This is a genomic window from Parasediminibacterium schistidii (assembly GCF_046546515.1).
Classification (GTDB): domain Bacteria; phylum Bacteroidota; class Bacteroidia; order Chitinophagales; family Chitinophagaceae; genus Parasediminibacterium.
Genome location: NZ_JBKHKJ010000011.1, coordinates 100,023 through 116,402 on the forward strand (window position 1 = coordinate 100,023; position 16,380 = coordinate 116,402).

Annotated in this window: 14 protein-coding genes; 4 read left to right on the forward strand and 10 right to left on the reverse strand. The window is 39.8% G+C overall.

Features of this window, described 5'->3' with window-relative positions:
* The first annotated feature begins 295 nt into the window (after window positions 1-295).
* Both ACHFIY_RS08380 and ACHFIY_RS08385 read left to right on the forward strand, forming a co-directional pair.
* The gene (locus ACHFIY_RS08380) at window positions 296-730 is read left to right on the forward strand and encodes a hypothetical protein (protein WP_410845628.1); all 435 of its coding nucleotides are present in this window, start codon (window positions 296-298) and stop codon (window positions 728-730) included.
* A 333-nt stretch (window positions 731-1,063) separates the two neighbouring features.
* Window positions 1,064-1,576 carry a DUF1016 N-terminal domain-containing protein gene (locus ACHFIY_RS08385; protein WP_410845629.1) on the forward strand — a complete coding sequence of 171 codons (513 nt, stop codon included), beginning with the start codon at window positions 1,064-1,066 and terminating at the stop codon, window positions 1,574-1,576.
* A 163-nt stretch (window positions 1,577-1,739) separates the two neighbouring features.
* Here ACHFIY_RS08385 and ACHFIY_RS08390 read toward each other — a convergent pair whose 3' ends face one another.
* The 10 genes from ACHFIY_RS08390 to ACHFIY_RS08435 all read right to left on the reverse strand — a co-directional run bounded on the left by ACHFIY_RS08390 (window position 1,740) and on the right by ACHFIY_RS08435 (window position 13,741).
* Complete coding sequence (locus tag ACHFIY_RS08390) at window positions 1,740-2,132, reverse strand: response regulator (protein ID WP_410845630.1); 393 nt, start codon at window positions 2,130-2,132, stop codon at window positions 1,740-1,742.
* A gap of 215 nt (window positions 2,133-2,347) precedes the next feature.
* Window positions 2,348-2,875, reverse strand: coding sequence for a hypothetical protein (locus tag ACHFIY_RS08395; RefSeq protein WP_410845631.1), 528 nt, complete (start codon window positions 2,873-2,875; stop codon window positions 2,348-2,350).
* Window positions 2,876-2,934: 59 nt separating this feature from the next.
* Window positions 2,935-3,801: an N-acetylmuramoyl-L-alanine amidase gene (locus ACHFIY_RS08400; RefSeq protein WP_410845632.1), complete on the reverse strand. Its 867-nt coding sequence runs from the start codon at window positions 3,799-3,801 to the stop codon at window positions 2,935-2,937.
* 82 nt (window positions 3,802-3,883) lie between these two features.
* Window positions 3,884-5,824: a M1 family metallopeptidase gene (locus ACHFIY_RS08405; protein WP_410845633.1), complete on the reverse strand. Its 1,941-nt coding sequence runs from the start codon at window positions 5,822-5,824 to the stop codon at window positions 3,884-3,886.
* A gap of 150 nt (window positions 5,825-5,974) precedes the next feature.
* On the reverse strand, window positions 5,975-6,445 hold the full coding sequence (locus ACHFIY_RS08410; protein WP_410845634.1) for an acyltransferase: 471 nt from the start codon (window positions 6,443-6,445) through the stop codon (window positions 5,975-5,977).
* Between the two features lie 50 nt (window positions 6,446-6,495).
* Window positions 6,496-7,224, reverse strand: coding sequence for a porin family protein (locus tag ACHFIY_RS08415; protein ID WP_410845635.1), 729 nt, complete (start codon window positions 7,222-7,224; stop codon window positions 6,496-6,498).
* A 181-nt stretch (window positions 7,225-7,405) separates the two neighbouring features.
* Window positions 7,406-8,413: a Gfo/Idh/MocA family protein gene (locus ACHFIY_RS08420; RefSeq protein ID WP_410845636.1), complete on the reverse strand. Its 1,008-nt coding sequence runs from the start codon at window positions 8,411-8,413 to the stop codon at window positions 7,406-7,408.
* A gap of 274 nt (window positions 8,414-8,687) precedes the next feature.
* Entirely contained in the window at window positions 8,688-9,206 is a 519-nt protein-coding gene (locus tag ACHFIY_RS08425; RefSeq protein WP_410845637.1) for a UpxY family transcription antiterminator, read from the reverse strand.
* A 1,068-nt stretch (window positions 9,207-10,274) separates the two neighbouring features.
* On the reverse strand, window positions 10,275-12,308 hold the full coding sequence (gene uvrB, locus ACHFIY_RS08430) for an excinuclease ABC subunit UvrB (RefSeq protein ID WP_410845638.1): 2,034 nt from the start codon (window positions 12,306-12,308) through the stop codon (window positions 10,275-10,277).
* 62 nt (window positions 12,309-12,370) lie between these two features.
* The gene (locus ACHFIY_RS08435) at window positions 12,371-13,741 is read right to left on the reverse strand and encodes a DNA/RNA non-specific endonuclease (RefSeq protein ID WP_410845639.1); all 1,371 of its coding nucleotides are present in this window, start codon (window positions 13,739-13,741) and stop codon (window positions 12,371-12,373) included.
* A gap of 640 nt (window positions 13,742-14,381) precedes the next feature.
* Here ACHFIY_RS08435 and ACHFIY_RS08440 point away from each other — a divergent pair.
* Both ACHFIY_RS08440 and ACHFIY_RS08445 read left to right on the forward strand, forming a co-directional pair.
* A complete protein-coding gene (locus tag ACHFIY_RS08440; protein ID WP_410845640.1) occupies window positions 14,382-15,479 on the forward strand; it encodes an AI-2E family transporter in 1,098 nt (365 codons plus the stop codon).
* A gap of 82 nt (window positions 15,480-15,561) precedes the next feature.
* Window positions 15,562-15,954, forward strand: a complete 393-nt coding sequence (locus ACHFIY_RS08445) for a hypothetical protein (RefSeq protein ID WP_410845641.1) — start codon at window positions 15,562-15,564, stop codon at window positions 15,952-15,954.
* Window positions 15,955-16,380 lie beyond the last annotated feature (426 nt).

Below are 16,380 nucleotides of genomic sequence, written 5' to 3' on the forward strand. Positions count from 1 at the left end.
ATCCCTTTTACCCCAATCATAACATTCAGAAAGTTTCATTTTGTCGGAGGCTGGTTCCCCTCTCCCCCCGGAGAGGGGTTGGGGGTGAGGTCTCACTGACCACTCACCACTGACCACTCGCCACTAAAATCCTATATGGGGGAAATATGCCCCCATGAGCGTCCAAAAATGCCCCCATATAGGATTGTACTTTTTTTATTCCCGTATATCCTGCCCAATTTTACACAGTTAAGCCCATCCTCCAGCTAGCAACCAGTAGGGATAGGCAATTATGCATAAAATAATTTAAAAAACAATGAAAAAAGAACGTCTATTGGCAGCATCGCTTTACATCAATTCATCTCTTACACACGAAGAAGTGGCAGGTATCGTAAACGTGTCTATTAGCAGTATTGCCCGATGGGCTCAAACCGACAAATGGAAGTTGCAGCGTACCGCTAGGCAGGTTACCGCCGAACAAATTATTGCCAACTATTATACACTCATAGCCGATATTCAGTCACAAGCCTTAGAAGAAAATCGGCAGCTCACGCCGATAGAGGTAAACAACCTGCACAAGATGGCGGCTAGCATAGAAAAACTCAATAGTAAACTTAGCCTCGGCAATTATTACAAGATACTCAACGAGTTCGCAAGCGAGCTAATGCAATACGACATAGAAGCCGCAAAAATCTTAGGTAAATACATGATGGAATTTCTGAATAGAAAAGGAAAGCAACTTGAGCCTTAGAACGCTTAAACAAGCCCCGAAAGGGTGTCGATACTACCGATGAGTATAGACATCGCATAAAATCGGGAGTCAAGATTTTACTAATAAAAAAACGCACATTTCACTTATATATCATGCACAAACAAAGCAGGTTTCACTCAAAAAGAAAGCACTTTTCACGCACAAATCACTCACTACCTTTCAAGATAAATCATTGATTATCATGCTACTAGCAAATAAAAAAGCCGCAATTTCATTTTCAGGAAAGCTTGATGCCATATACAACAGCACCAATAACCATTCTTTTTTACCCAAAAGCCCAAAGCTATTAACTTTGGAAAGCATTAAAATTGTATGAACAATAACGATAGTACAACTATAATAAAGGAGGGTGAGTATGCAGCCATACTACAACAGGCAATAGTAGAAATTCGCACAGCCCGCAAATCGAATGCCCGGCAAATGAATAGCGCTACCAATTCCGTGTATTGGAACCTAGGCAAACTACTGTTTGAAAAACAATTGGTAGAGGGATATGGCAGTGGGGTGGTGAAACAATTGTCTATTGATTTGAAGATTGAGTTTCCCGAAATGGGTTTGTCCCCACGCAATTTGTGGAACATGAAACGCTTTTATGAGCGTTATTATCAGGCTGATACAAAACTGCTACAGCTTGTAGCAGTTTTGCCTTGGGGGCATAACTTATTGTTAAGTAATAAGGTAAAGGAAGACAACCAAATAAAATTCTACGCAAAAGAAACGCTTGCCCAAGGCTGGTCAAGAGATTTGTTACTCAATACCCTAAAGATGGATACCTATTCATCAGTGGCAAATAAAAAGATACTTCAGGTGCAGCAAAGCTGTTGAGCATGAATTGTAACATCCATTTTGATGCTATTGGAGGCTTAGGCAGGTTCCTGATATTCTTTGCGCATTGTGGGGACTAGAAAATTTGCCTATTACAAGTTTTAATATTTGGTGAGGCAAGTGAGAAAAAAGGATGGTCGTAATTTCGCTAAAATTAAAGAAATTACCCCACAGGCATTATGTCATTTAGCATTTGCATAATCAATGGCTTTTCAATATAGCTGGTAATTTTTTTATTGTTGGCTGCTTTTTCTTTATCGGCAGGGTTGATAGATGCCGATAGTATGTGGATAGTAAATTTATCTTTAACTACTGGGGCCAGCTGTTCAAAAGCATCTAAGAAATCCCAGCCGGTAAACGGGTTCATATAAATATCGAGCAATAAAACCGTTTCAGGGGCAGTATCGTCTGTATAGTCGGATTTTATATGTTCCAAGGCTTCTTCCGAGTTGATGAATAATCGTATAATGCTATCGGGCAATGTTTTTTCAATAAGTATATGGCAAAGTATATTATTAATACGGTCATCATCTACTATAATGAATTTTTGAATCATCGGATATTGGATTTATGTATGGGCTACCGCTGTTTAAGACGGCAGCAATTAAAATTAGCATTACAAAATTGAAGCATGGTGTTAAAAGCATAACCGTTCTAGGATTTGAACGGCTTTCTTCAACCTTTAATTTAGCAATACTAATGTAGTACTAGGTAAAAATAATGCTTGATTGGGAATATTGAACACATTAAATTGTATTAATAGCAAATATTTTATCTTATCATGATTTCCTTTGACTTACGGATGTTTTCTTCTGTTTTGGTAATAAGCCTGATAATATTGAGATTTAATCCTTCAGCTTTGTTTTCAATTTTGCTTGCCTCAATTTTTAATATATAGTTTTCGTCAACTGCACATTTTTTATAATTTTCATCCACTATGTTATTATCTACCATAAATAAGGTAGCCTCTTTTTTCAAGTTGGTATATTTTAATTTTATTTCATTGTATGTAATCCATTTGGGTACATATTCCTTTTTTGTTGTAATAACTATTTCACCATAGTATGGTTTCTTATCTATAATTGTGTCTTTATGCTTTACATCAATAGAATCAATAAGCTTGGGGTCCAATGAACCCAAACCATAACCGCTAACAAGTTGGCCATTTACAAAATATAGCGGGTTCGGTTTTGTATTAAATTTAGCGGGAGTAAATACAGGGGGAATAGAGCCATTTTGATGCTGGGCAAATGCATTTAATGCAAGTAATAAGGATGCAATAATTAATAATGGCTTCATATTGGTATTCGTTTTATAATTAGGTTGGAAATCTACCGAGCTTAGGCTTTTGAAGATTTTTATATATATTTCTTATACAAAGTATATAAAATCCTTTTGTCTGACTCACTCATGGTGCGGGACGTATCCTGCATAAAATGCCGTTTAAATGCTATAACTGCTTTTACAGAATCTTTTGTGTCGTAGCCAATAAGCCGCAAGGCTTCTAAACTGTTAAAGTATTCAGGCACCACAAGGCTTTGCGGAATGGGATCGTACCAAAGCCCAAAACCATAAGTTGACAATAATTTCCAAGGGAAAAAAACACTGGGGTCGTCTTTTCTCGTAGGGGCTACATCGGCATGGCCAATAAAATTGGTTGTGGGTATGTTGTAGGTTTTCTTTAAGGTGTCCAAAAGGTTTAGTAAGGCATATACCTGCTGCGTGGGAAAGGGTTCCCTGCCATTATTGTCTAGTTCTATGCCGATAGAACTAGAATTAATATCTGTCACGTTCCCCCACTTGCTATTGCCTGCATGCCATGCCCTAAGGTAGTTGTTTAATAAATGGTGGATAGTGCCATCCCTGCAAATAACGTAATGTGCGCTTACCTGCGTGCGGGTAATGCTGAATGTATAAAAGGTTTGCCCACAACTATCCTGGGCGGTATGGTGGATTATTACAAAATTTGGCTTCCGCAAGTTGAAATTGGGCGTGCCAGCAGTATGTGCATCGTATAAGAGGGAATCAATAGGATTAGTTGTAGCAGGCGGAACCAGAGGCACAGGCGGCAGTTTCACAAAAAATGTGTCGTGTACTATGCCAAATGGGGGAGTGGGTGTGGTGGGTATAGGATTAGTTGCCCCAGTAGCAGCAGGGTATTGCTTGTGGCCGCAGCCCCATACAATAGCCGCAAGTAATAAAATAAGAAGTACCTTTTTTATCATGATTCAGGTTAATGCGTAGCAATATACAAAAAAAAGCCTCTTAAAACTTACAGGGTTCAAAACACTTTAAAGGTTTGTACCTTTAATTAGGCACCACCAGCTTATTGTTGTTCCCATTTAGTTCAGCCAGTCGCTTTGTAGGATCTATTTCTATGCTTTTCAATTCAGTAATACTACGATTGGTTGTAAATTGGTATTCTGGGTTGGTCCATTTCCATTCTTGCTCAACTGTTCGTGGCAAGTTGTTCTCAGCAGGCTTAGCCCCATACATTAGGCTTAGGGGTATATAATGCAGCTCTTGTGTGCCATCTTTAAATGTAAGCAATACATCTATGGGCATGGGCATTTTCCCAATGCGTTTTAGTGTAACTTGTGTTTTATTATTAACTAAGTCAATATTGCCAATGGCATAATCTATTGTCTTGGTGCTGTAAACCCAATACTCCTTGTACCATTGCAAGGCCATGCCGCTTACTTTTTCGGCTATGCGCACAAAGTCGTTTGCATTGGGGTGCTTGAAACGCCACTGGTTGTAATATTCGTGCAAAATAACATCTAGCACGCTATCCCCAACAATATAACCTAGCTGGGAGAGGAAAACCGATCCTTTGTTATAAGCCGCATCAGAATAACCAAAATTGGTATTGAAATGGTCTGCGTGGGTGGTCAAAGGTTCTTCGTAAGGGCTTGACGCTAAGTCGAAATAACTGGCATAACTTTCTGCGTGCCTTAATGGCAAGCTGTTTTTCTCTTTTTCATTTTTGGCTGCTATTTTTGCTTTTGTGGTATTACTGGTGTAGGGCGACACGGCAGCCCAGTTGTTGTTGTAATAACTGGTTACTTCGCCTTCAGCATAAGTGGTAAAGCCTTCATCCATCCACGCAAATAGGCTTTCATTGGTGCCTAGCAGGTGTTGGTACCAATTGTGCATCCATTCATGAAAAACCCCGCCCAAGCCCGGGCCACGCAGCAAGGTAGCCATGGCATACTCCATCCCCCCATCGCCGCCTTGTATAAATGAATATTGCGGGTAAGGGTATTTGCCAAACCTTTTTTCTATAAATGGCAATACTTTCTCGGCGCTCCACAAAACATTGTTCCAAAGGCTATCGGTTTGTTTAGTCCCTTTCTTGTAAAAGGCATTTAAAACAACATCGCCTATTTTTTTAGATAAGTGTATATAATCGGGGTCTGCCGCCCATACGAAATCGTGTATGTTTTCGCCTTTAAAGTTCCAAGTGATGGTGTTGCTTTTTATAGCAGGCACTTTTGTACCATTGTCTTCATACCCAAAACCAATGGCATTTGGGTTTTGCAACATGCCTGTGGCAGCAACCATATAGGTTTTGTCAAGCGTTATTTTCACGTCATAATCGCCCCAAACGCCATAAAACTCACGGGCTATATAAGGGTTGGCATTCCAGCCTTGGTAGTCGTATTCCACCATTTTAGGGTACCATTGGCTCATGCTATATCGTATGCCCTCTGCATTGTCCCGGCCGCTACGGCGTATTTGTATGGGTACTTGTGCTTCAAAAACCAAGTCAAAGGATACTTTGCTTTTGGGCAATATTGGCTTGCTCAGTTTTACTTCCAGTATGGTTTCATGGCCTATCAGCTTTTGCTCAACCCCATTTATTTTAATGCTTTGCACATGCTGGTAGCCAATTTGGTCGTCGGTCAATTTGCTGATACGGTCTTTTACCCTGCTGTCCCAGTCTAAAATAGGGTTGCCTTGCCTGTCTGTGCCAAAACTGGTTTTGCCCAGCTCCCTGCTGCGCACATCCATGCTGCTGTTTGGCTGGAAAGCATTCCAGTACAAATGGAAGAATATCCTGTTAAGCGTATCGGGCGAATTGTTCCAATAATCTATTTGCTCTGTACCAGAAAATCGGTTGGTGGTCACATCTAGCTGCACGTTGATGCCATACTTAATATACTGCTGCCAACGGTCGGGCTGGCCAATAGAAACAAGATAGAAAACAGAACACAATAAAAACGCCATCGATCCCGCCTTTGCCATAGATACATTTTATTTTAGTAAAGTAACAAAGATGAGTAATTCAAAGCATATCATATATCACTGATTAAATGATTTGCATGATTTTAATGATGGGAGCCTTGGATTTATAGCGTTGTTACTACTCACCATCTAGTTAAACAGTAAGCCTTACTATTTAACTATGCGGTGCGTAATCAATTTTGCTGGGTTACCCGCATAAGTACCAGGCTTTTTAATATTTTTTGTTACCACTGCACCTGCACCAATTACTACATTGTCGCAAATAGTTACGGGAAGGATGGTGGCATTGCTGCCAATGGATACATGGTTGCCAATGTGGGTTGGTTTCCAAAGCTCTTTTTGCCCATTGGCGGGCTCGCCAGTGCTAAATAAGTCATTGATAAACATTACCCCATGGCCAATAAAACAATTATCCCCAATGGTTACCAGCTCGCAGATAAAACTGTGCGATTGTATGCGGCAGCGTTTGCCTATTGTTACGTCTTTCTGTATTTCGGTAAATGGGCCTACAAAGCTATCTTGCCCTATGGTGCAGCCATATAAATTTACAGGTTCAACTATGGTTACGTTCTCCCCAAAACTGACATCTTTTATACCAACTGAAAGTTCCTTGTATTGCATGGAGTGCTTTTAATTAAAGCAAAGATGATGTGGTTGTTTTAAATAAGCTATTATATTTTAAACCCAACACCAATGCCCCATGTACGGTATTTGTTGTTGTCGTTTGCACTATTGTTTGTTTGGGTTGAATTGATTTTTGTAAGCCCTAAACCATAGTTAATACCCAGCATAAAGTTCTTGAATTCTATGCCCCCGCCGAAGTTTAAACCAAAATCAAACCTTTTTAGCTTGTCGTACGAAGCATCTTCCTGCGCTGAAGTAGTTGGATTGTCGTTGTTGTACTTAATATCTGATGAGGAGTTCGTAACAACTCCTCCAATATTTGTTTCGGAAGTTGACCTGCCACTTAACCCCATTTCAACATAGGGGCCGCCTGCTACAAATAGCCTTGTATCTGGCGCTAATGGGAATTTAATTGCAAGGTTTAGCGGCACTTGCAAATAAAGGGGACGGAAGCTAGACTTTACATAATTACTTGTTGTGCTACTGGTAAAATAGGTATTGGATTTTGCACCCTGCCCATTGAGCAACAACCCTGTTTGTACAGAAACTATAGAAGCTACTGGTATATCTGCAATAAAACCTGCATGGAAACTGCTAAGCCCCTTGGCATCATTTACGCCTCCATTGTCATTTATTGAAATATTGGCGAGGTTGTAACCACCCCTTAGGTAAATGCCTCCCGGATTTGACTTAGATTCGCTTGCTTCTGATTGTGCTTGTGCATTGCCTATTACTGCTGCAACAAAAATTGCCATTGATAATGCATACTTTTTCATAATTCATATTTTACATGTAATATTCCTAAATATGTGCCAATGGGTAAAATAGACAAAAGCAGGTGCAATAAATAACACTTTTGGTATGAAAGACAAAAATTGTGTGCAAGATGTTCTACAAAATAGAATGGTTAGAAGTATGTTGCTGTTAGATTTTGGCAACTTTTGGAAAGTTACCCAATCAACAATGGGCGGCATCGTATATTTTATGGATAATCTCAACAGTTTTCAAGGCATCAAAAGCACTAGTAGCCATGATAGCCCCATTTTGTAAAACATCTATTACATTTTCATACACCTTGTCGTGGTTGCTCATACTACCAATATAAGTGCCATAATTGTTGGCATCGTTTCCTTTGGGCAGGTTTTCAAATTGAAACCCTTCTATATTTTGATAGGCTAATTCATTAAGGTATTGGCCGCCAATTTTTACCGTGCCTTTTTCTGCAAAAATGGTAAGGGAACCCTCCATGTTTTGCTGGTGGCTATTAACCGTGTAATTTATAGTGCCGATAGAACCATTACAAAATTCCATTGCTACTACTCCTGTGTCCTCAAAATCAATTACTCCTTTGTGGGCAAAATTGCCCGTGAGGGCAAAAACTTTTTTCACGTCCCCATTCATCCAATACAATAAATCTATAAAATGGCTGAACTGTGTAAACAATGTGCCGCCATCCATGTCTTTTGTGCCTTTCCAACTGTTTTGATAATACGCTTCGTCCCTATTCCAAAAACAGCTTAACTGAAGGCTGTATATTTTCCCCAATATGCCTTTGTCTATGGCTTCTTTAACGGCGGCAACGGGTGGGTTGAACCTGTTCTGCTTGATGGCAAATAAAAATTTATTGGTACTTGCAGCAGCAGCTATCATGGCTTCGCAATCCTGCACGGTAATAGCCATGGGTTTTTCTACCAATACATGAAAACCAACTTGCAATGCCTGGATACTGTGGGCTGCATGAAGGCCATTAGGGGTGCATATTGCTATAACATCGATGCTTTCTTCGTTGCTTAACAAATCTTCTATGGCAGTATAGGCCTTGGCATTGTGTGTTACTGCTAGTTGATGGGCTTTTTCTGCTATTGTATCGCAAACGGCCACCAATATGCCTAAGCGGCCTATATGCTTTGCATGGCGTGCTGCAATCCTGCCACAACCGATAATGCCAAATTTTATTTTATCCATTGTCTAATCAAGTGTAGTAAAGGGGCTGCAAGTAAGGAAATCTTCCTACTCAGATGCAAGTTGAAGCAATTAGCCACGAAGGCAAGAAAACACAAAGAGGCACAAAGTTTTAAGGTAATAAAAAAAAGAAATTCATGGCTTTGTGGCAAAAAAATACCTAGTACTTACCAACTTTTTTATTTTTAATAAACCTTTATCAAGTTTGTAACCATATTAAGATTAGCACATCCCTCATTTATGCAAACAACTTTTTTACTCATTTTTTCACATCCAATTACCCAATTTGCTCCAGATGTGCCACCGAAAACTCTACCACCATTACTTGCCCTAGGCTTTGCAGTTGCACATATACTTTTTTCCTGCCTTCCCTTAGCACAGTGCCTTCCTTGTCCATAAAAACGCCCTGTGTTATTTTTACTTTGGTATCAGTTCTAAAGCCTTGCAAGGTCCGCAATTCTACCTTAGCATCTATTTCAGAAAGGTAACGTTTTATAGTATCTATTTCTTCATCTTTTATGATGGCAGGCTTGCCGAGGTAATGCACAAAATTTAGTACGCCATCTGTTTGAAGCACCTTCAACCTTTGCGGTTCAAAATCAATATTTACAAAAACATACGACCTGAAAAGCGGTTCCTCGATTATTTTTTTTCGGTCTGTCCATTGTTTTTCAATCCGCTGCACGGGACACCAGCTATCAACACCACGTTTTAGTAAGCCCTCATGTACCTTTTTTTCCCAGCGTGGCTTTGTATAAAGGGCAAACCATTTTTTTTCTGAAGTACTTACATTCATTACTGCTCTTATCTTTATCCTTATGATACTTTGAGTGAAAAAAATGTAGTTGTTGTAACCTGTTTTTTTACTTAGCAAGGAATAGAAATCCTATGTTAAGTTAAGCAAATTAATGGTGTTGTACATAAAAAAAATAAAAAACTTAAAAATAACCTACAATCTGGCTAATATATTTCAATAAAATAGAATTTTATATAGCCATGTGTCGGGTCTTATATATAGATGGTAGACAAGGGATAAGACTAAAAAACGTATAATTGTTTTGTACTAAGTAATAAGCCATAATTATCTTAATATAGTTCTAAGAGGATTTCGTTCTTGCCCCTCTCCTTCGGAGAGGGGTTGGGGTGAGGTCTCTAAAATAAATAGTATTAACTTAATTATGTCTGCATACTTATTTTCATTTTTTGGGTCATTTGTCGATAAACGAGTATATATGCAATTCAAAAGATTTCTCCTTTGATTGTTTCAAAAAATTGAATTAGAGCTATTATATTTGCTAATAACATACCCGAAACATGAAAAAAATACTAGCTATTATTTGTGTACTTGGCTTAGCTGGGTGTTCTAAATAAGCTAGCGACCAAAAGCATTGCTGGCAGTTGATTGATGCAAATGGTAGTCCTTTGAATGAAGTGTGTGGCAAAACAGAAACAGAACTAATCCATTGCTCTGACTGCGGGGTTTATGCAGGTCAAACTACATGGAATTTAGATTCTTGCGACTATTTGTGCTTGGATTGTAATGAGCCAGTTTATTGTTGGTATAGACCAGATGCGGTTCAGCATCATCTTAAGTCTAGCTACAAACAAGCTAAATGCCAGATGCCTACTGCCGTGCAGATAGATTGTAATTATACATGTGGCATTTGGATTACACGATATAAAAAGACATATAAGCCAGCAAACAGAACAATTTATAGTGCTACCTCACATGCTGAATATTGCGATTCTGCCTATTTTAGGTTAAACGGCCAAGATTCAATCGTATTAAAAAATACTCCGGATTCTTTAATATTGCTTCAAAGAATGAAAGATACCATAGGAGGGAATAATATATTCTACTGACCTACTTCATCTCCTCCAATTCCTTCTGCAATTTAAACATCTCATCCCTTAGCCTGGCCGCTTCCATGAAATCTAGGTCTCGGGCGGCTTTTTCCATTTGTTTCTTTGTTTGGGCTATTGTTTTCTCTACTTGAGGGATGGTTTTATACACGGCAAAGTCCTCTGCTGCCATGCTTAGTGGTGCATCCTCGGCAATAGCATAGGGCTTGCTCGGGTCAAAGCCTTTTATGTCCAGCACAGACGTTTGTTTCATAATCTGGTCTATGCTTTTGTTTACCGTGGTAGGGGTAATATTATGCTCGATGTTGTAGGCTACCTGCTTTTCTCGGCGGCGGTTGGTTTCGTCAATGGTGCGCTGCATGCTCATGGTCATGTTATCGGCATAAAAAATCACCTTGCCATCTACGTTCCTAGCTGCACGGCCTGCTGTTTGCGTGAGTGAACGTTCATTCCGCAAAAAGCCTTCTTTGTCCGCATCTAAAATAGCTACCAAAGCCACTTCCGGCAAGTCTAACCCTTCCCTTAGTAAGTTTACCCCTACAAGCACATCTATCTCACCCAACCGCAACTCCCTAAGTATTTCTATCCTTTCCAGCGTGTCCACGTCGCTGTGTATGTACTTCGACTTAATCTTGATCCGGCCTAAGTACTTGTCCATTTCCTCTGCCATCCTTTTGGTAAGGGTGGTTACCAGCACACGGTCGCCTTTTTTCACGGTCTTGTCTATTTCGTCCAGTAAATCGTCTATCTGGTTTACAGATGGCCTTACTTCTATGGGTGGCTCTAGCAAGCCAGTTGGGCGTACCACTTGTTCTACCACTACGCCACCTGTTTGTTGCAGTTCGTATTCGCCGGGCGTCGCACTTACAAATACCGTTTGTCCAATCAGGTTTTCAAATTCGCCAAAGTTTAGTGGCCTGTTATCCATTGCACTGGGCAATCGGAAACCATAGTCAACTAATACCATTTTCCGGCTCCTGTCCCCGCCATACATGCCAGCAATTTGAGGTATAGTTTGGTGGCTTTCGTCAATCATGCAAATAAAATCCTTAGGGAAATAATCCAACAGGCAGAATGGCCTTGTGCCTGGTTCACGCCTATCAAAAAAACGTGAATAGTTTTCAATACCATTGCAATAACCAAGTTCACGCACCATTTCCAAATCATATTCCACCCTTTCTTTTATCCGCTGTGCTTCTATGAATTTACCGCTGGTTTTGAAATATTCTACCTGCGCCATCATTTCGTCTTGTATCTCGTTGATTACCTGCTGCATAATGTCCTTAGGTGCCAAGTATAGGTTTGCAGGGAAAATGGCGGCATTTTCCAATACGCCAATCCGTTTGCTGGTAGCTTTTTCCAAGCTTTCTATTTCTTCTATTTCATCGCCAAAAAAAGTTACCCGATAAGCAATATCCAGATATGGCAGGTTAATGTCCACGGTGTCGCCCTTTACCCGAAATGTACCCCTACCAAAATCGCCTTGACTACGCTGGTACAAGCTGTTTACTAAGGCGTGCAGGAAACCTTGGCGGGAAATTATTTGTCCCTTATTGATCCTGATAACACCATTCGCAAATTCGGTAGGGTTGCCCATGCCATAAATGCAGCTTACGCTGGCCACAACTATAATGTCCCTCCTGCCACTTAGCAGTTCGCTTGTGGCTTGAAGGCGGAGTTTGTCTAACTCTTCATTAATGCTCAGGTCTTTTTCTATGTAAGTATCGCTGGTGGGCATGTATGCTTCCGGTTGGTAGTAGTCGTAATAGCTTACGAAATAGCCGACCGCATTGTCAGGGAAAAATTGTTTGAACTCGCCGTACAACTGTGCCACTAGGGTCTTGTTATGCGTAAGCACCAACGTAGGGCGTTGCGTGGATGCAATTACATTGGCCATTGTAAATGTTTTGCCACTGCCTGTAACACCCAGTAAAGTTTGGTATTGTTCGCCTTCTTCAATGCCATTCACCAGTTGGCGTATGGCACCGGGCTGGTCGCCAGAGGGTTCATAAGGTGCATGTAATTGAAATGCCATGATACAAATTTACGGAAAGCTTGAGTTTTGGTAGTTGTTTTTTGTTATTCACCACATAGGCACTACTGCGTCGGCCCACTATCTACCGATGCTTCAATTACAGTTTGTACGCTTGTAGAAACATTAGATAAAAAGTCGAAGCCTGTTGCAGCTTCTATCGAATCTACCGATACCCTGTAATAGCCCCAGGTCTGTGCATTTACAGTTTGGTTATTGGGTATGTCTATGGCTATCACACGGGTGCTGGTGGTTATGCGGCTTACGTCATTTATGCCCACAGGCAGGACCACGGCTACTTTCCAATAATGGGCATATACATTTATTTTACCATTATTAATGGTAAGGCTATCGCCTCCATTGCTGCCATAGCCACCAGTGCCATACCCCCCTGCAATAATGTATAATTCATTGCCTGCGGTCATTAATGTGCGGCAATAGGTTTCAAAACTTGCCCACGTTTGTTCATTTAATATAGGGGCTTGTGGCGTTATGTTGGTCATTACAAAAGTTGCCCTGTTGTCACTGTCGCTGCCATCCCTATCTTCCGACGGGCAAAGATGCCCCCTGTCAAAGCCTGAATTTGTATAGTGGCTTGTTACTGCCTTATAATAACCGCTTGGCAGGGTTGAATCTGAATTGAAACAATCGCACCTTGCAGAACTCCCTTTCCAAGCACTGCTTAGGTGCCAGCTAGACCAGTTGGGTTCCCCTTTGCTATTGTTGTACGATACGGTGTATTGCGATTTTGTAAGCAAATAATTGTTGGAGTCTGTTGTATTGGTAGTGGCATTGCTGGGGTTGCCCATTGCCAAGTTATTGTCCCTTGTGGGTATCGTGTCGTTCGGGTTGGCACCAACGGTACATCCACAGTCATTTGTCCCAAACGTAGTATAGCCGCTTGTAGTACCTGCTTTGCCATTGGCCGTTATGGCTATGTCGTCAATGTTTAACCGCCCGCCACCCAGTTTCCTAATTTGAAAACGGATACTGCCGGGGTACGACTTGATAAAAGTAACCATGGTGAAATGGGTATCTTTTGTAACAATGCTGTCGCCAACACGCTGCCAGCTAACGCCCTTGTCCGTGGAAGCATATAATGCCCAAATGCTTGGGGCATCATTTCCATATCGTGCATGGACAAGCGATATTAATTTAGTAGCCCCTGCACTAAAATCAAAATTCATGGTAACCGTACCCTCCTGCTTGATGCGGATTGATTTGGTGCCATTTTTTTTGTCAAAAGGCGTTTGTCCAATCAATGCGTCATTAAAGTTCCATGAACCTGAAAGCAAAAGCACATTTGCATATAGATAGGCTTTTTTTTCGCCTGTTTCCAAGCCTTCGTGCAATAATTTTAAATTTTGCTGCGCAGATAATGTTCCGCTTATGAAAGCAAGGAGCAATAAACCTAGAAGGTGTATTTTTATTTTCATATACGGCACTAAGAATGTATTTGTAGCCGTGCAAGATAAAGCAGAAAAATGGATTTGGGGAAATGGATTAAAAAAGGGTTAAACACAGATTTTGCAGTTGACTTCGTTATGAAAGACTCAAATTCAATAAAGACAAGCGTTTGAGCCGATTTTTTGGCTGAAAACATAGTAAACTATGGTAAAGCCAAAAATTCAACCCGGATTATGCAGTTGACTTCGTTATGAAAGGCTCAAATGCAATAAATACAAGTATTTGAGCCGAATTTTTGGTCGAAAACATAGTGTACTATGACTAGGCCAAAAAATCAAGCAAATGCTTGTGTTTGAAGTAATTGGGGCTTGCAATAGATTTCAACTGCAAAACCCGGGTTCAAGCAAGTGCATGTGTTTGAAGTAGTTGGGGCTTGCAACAGATTTTAACTGTAATATCTGGGTTAAAATTTGCACGGGGGCGTTCCTCCGTGCAGACGTTGCATGCAGCGTCTCCACGATGAATCATAGTACTCAATAGTGCCAGACCAGGGGCACTTTATAAACCATACCCAACAACGATAGCCAGCCAAGCTGAAATAATAAAATAGGGTGCTTTAAATTTTGGCTTATTATTTGAATTTATTGCTGCATAAACTGTTTATTAAACATGATGAAGCTTCCTTTTTATTTAAAATCGACCATTATCCTTTTTGGGCTGATTCTTTTTGCTTTCATAATGGTAAACCTTAGGGAGATATTGATACCCATCGCATTTTCATTGCTGATCGCTATTTTACTAAACCCTGTTTGCAACTGGTTGGAAAGGAATTTATTGCCCAAGGTTGGGGCAATTGCCGTTTCGGTGATACTTGCTATTGTAGTGATTACGGGTGTGGCCTATTTTCTTACAATCCAAATAAATGGGTTTGCTAGCCAAATGCCTTTATTAAAAAAGAAATTTGCGGAAATGTTTTTGCATTGCCAGCAATATGCAGCAATACATTTTAATATGCCATTAGCAAAACAAGAAGCTTATATAAATAATGGCATATCAGAATTAAAGCCATATATAGAAAGGACATTGGGCAATGTTGTTGGCTCGATTGCTGTTATTTTTTTAGTACCTGTTTATACTTTTCTTTTTTTGTATTACAAATCGCTCTTGCTAAATTTTTTATATGAAACTTCAGCCGAGCAAAATTATCAAGAAGTAACCTCTGTACTAGCCAAAACAAAGGGTGCTATACAAAATTATATGATGGGCATTATAATAGAAGCGGCCATTATTGCCAGTTTAAATTCCATAACCCTATTTATATTCGGGATAAAATACGCCATTCTTTTAGGTGTTATCGGGGCAATATTAAATATACTCCCATTTGTTGGGGGCATTCTCGGTGTTTTCCTGCCGTTGGTTATAGCCACTATTACCAAAGATGGCTATGGTACGCAAATAGGTATTATCGTTTCCTATACCATTATCCAGTTTATAGACAATCATTTTATAGTGCCTTATGTGGTTTCTGCACAAGTAAAAATCAATGCATTGATTTCTATCGTTATTGTTTTGCTCGGCGGATCGGCGTGGGGGTTATCTGGCATGTTTTTGTCCATACCATTCATTGGCGTGCTGAAAATTATTTTTGATAGCGTTCCAGAATTAAAATCATTGAGCAAATTATTGGGGAACGAAATACCCAGAAAACACAAAGGCGAAATTTGGGGGCAGCGAAGAAGAAAGAAACCTTTGATGCAAGTTGTATAGGCCTTTGTTTTCGCGCCTTATTCAACCCGGATTATGCAGTTGACTTCGTTATGAAAGGCTCAAATGCAATAAATACAAGTATTTGAGCCGAATTTTTGGTCGAAAACATAGTGTACTATGGCAAGGCCAAAAAATCAAGCAAATGCTTGTGTTTGAAGTAGTTGAGTCTTGCAATAGATTTCAACTGCAAAATCTGGGTTCAAGCGATGTTGTAAAAAAAAATCCCAAAAATAAATGTTTCAACAAGGTATTTTGTGGGGTGCATTTAAAAATGTCGTTTTTTTTGTTTCCTATTTGGCAGAAACAGGCGATATTTAATCTTATTTGCATAAGAAAGCCCTTGGTGTTTGCGGTTCAACAAACAACCTATATGGGGGAAGTTTTGGATACCCATGGGCGAATATTTCCCCCATATAGGATTTTTATTTTGGGCTTTATACATATTCATGCCAACTTTGCATTAAATCTGGGTTAAAGGAGGAGCTAGGGATATCTTGGCATTGCCTCCTACATCGGATTTTAGTTGGCCTAGGAAAATGATAATCCACCATCAAAATCTTATCAGTTTCTTATCAATAAATTATCATTCTGTTATAATAAAACTATCATTCTATTATCAATACATTATCATAAAATTCACTTAAATTATCATAAAAAATCAGGCTTGAAAAACAAAAAACAGTTGAATAACAATGAGTTACAAGCTAAAAGATAGACTCTAAAAAAAATAAATAACGGAAAAAGGAGAAAAAAGCCATTTCAAACCTTCGCCCAGTTCTTCCATTTCCTCTGCCCAAAAGGGTTTGTGTGAGGCTATAAACATAGGCGGAGATTTCAGCGAAGGCAGAAAAATAATTTAAATACTTTTCCAACATTAAATACCTTAGCCGCATAAACTTGA

Bases quoted from the DNA above. Each gene is read 5' to 3' on its own strand.
- ACHFIY_RS08380 (WP_410845628.1), top strand. From the start codon at position 296: ATGAAAAAAGAACGTCTATTGGCAGCATCGCTTTACATCAATTCATCT.
- ACHFIY_RS08385 (WP_410845629.1), top strand. From the start codon at position 1,064: ATGAACAATAACGATAGTACAACTATAATAAAGGAGGGTGAGTATGCA.
- ACHFIY_RS08390 (WP_410845630.1), bottom strand. From the start codon at position 2,132: ATGATTCAAAAATTCATTATAGTAGATGATGACCGTATTAATAATATA.
- ACHFIY_RS08395 (WP_410845631.1), bottom strand. From the start codon at position 2,875: ATGAAGCCATTATTAATTATTGCATCCTTATTACTTGCATTAAATGCA.
- ACHFIY_RS08400 (WP_410845632.1), bottom strand. From the start codon at position 3,801: ATGATAAAAAAGGTACTTCTTATTTTATTACTTGCGGCTATTGTATGG.
- ACHFIY_RS08405 (WP_410845633.1), bottom strand. From the start codon at position 5,824: ATGGCAAAGGCGGGATCGATGGCGTTTTTATTGTGTTCTGTTTTCTAT.
- ACHFIY_RS08410 (WP_410845634.1), bottom strand. From the start codon at position 6,445: ATGCAATACAAGGAACTTTCAGTTGGTATAAAAGATGTCAGTTTTGGG.
- ACHFIY_RS08415 (WP_410845635.1), bottom strand. From the start codon at position 7,224: ATGAAAAAGTATGCATTATCAATGGCAATTTTTGTTGCAGCAGTAATA.
- ACHFIY_RS08420 (WP_410845636.1), bottom strand. From the start codon at position 8,413: ATGGATAAAATAAAATTTGGCATTATCGGTTGTGGCAGGATTGCAGCA.
- ACHFIY_RS08425 (WP_410845637.1), bottom strand. From the start codon at position 9,206: ATGAATGTAAGTACTTCAGAAAAAAAATGGTTTGCCCTTTATACAAAG.
- uvrB (WP_410845638.1), bottom strand. From the start codon at position 12,308: ATGGCATTTCAATTACATGCACCTTATGAACCCTCTGGCGACCAGCCC.
- ACHFIY_RS08435 (WP_410845639.1), bottom strand. From the start codon at position 13,741: ATGAAAATAAAAATACACCTTCTAGGTTTATTGCTCCTTGCTTTCATA.
- ACHFIY_RS08440 (WP_410845640.1), top strand. From the start codon at position 14,382: ATGATGAAGCTTCCTTTTTATTTAAAATCGACCATTATCCTTTTTGGG.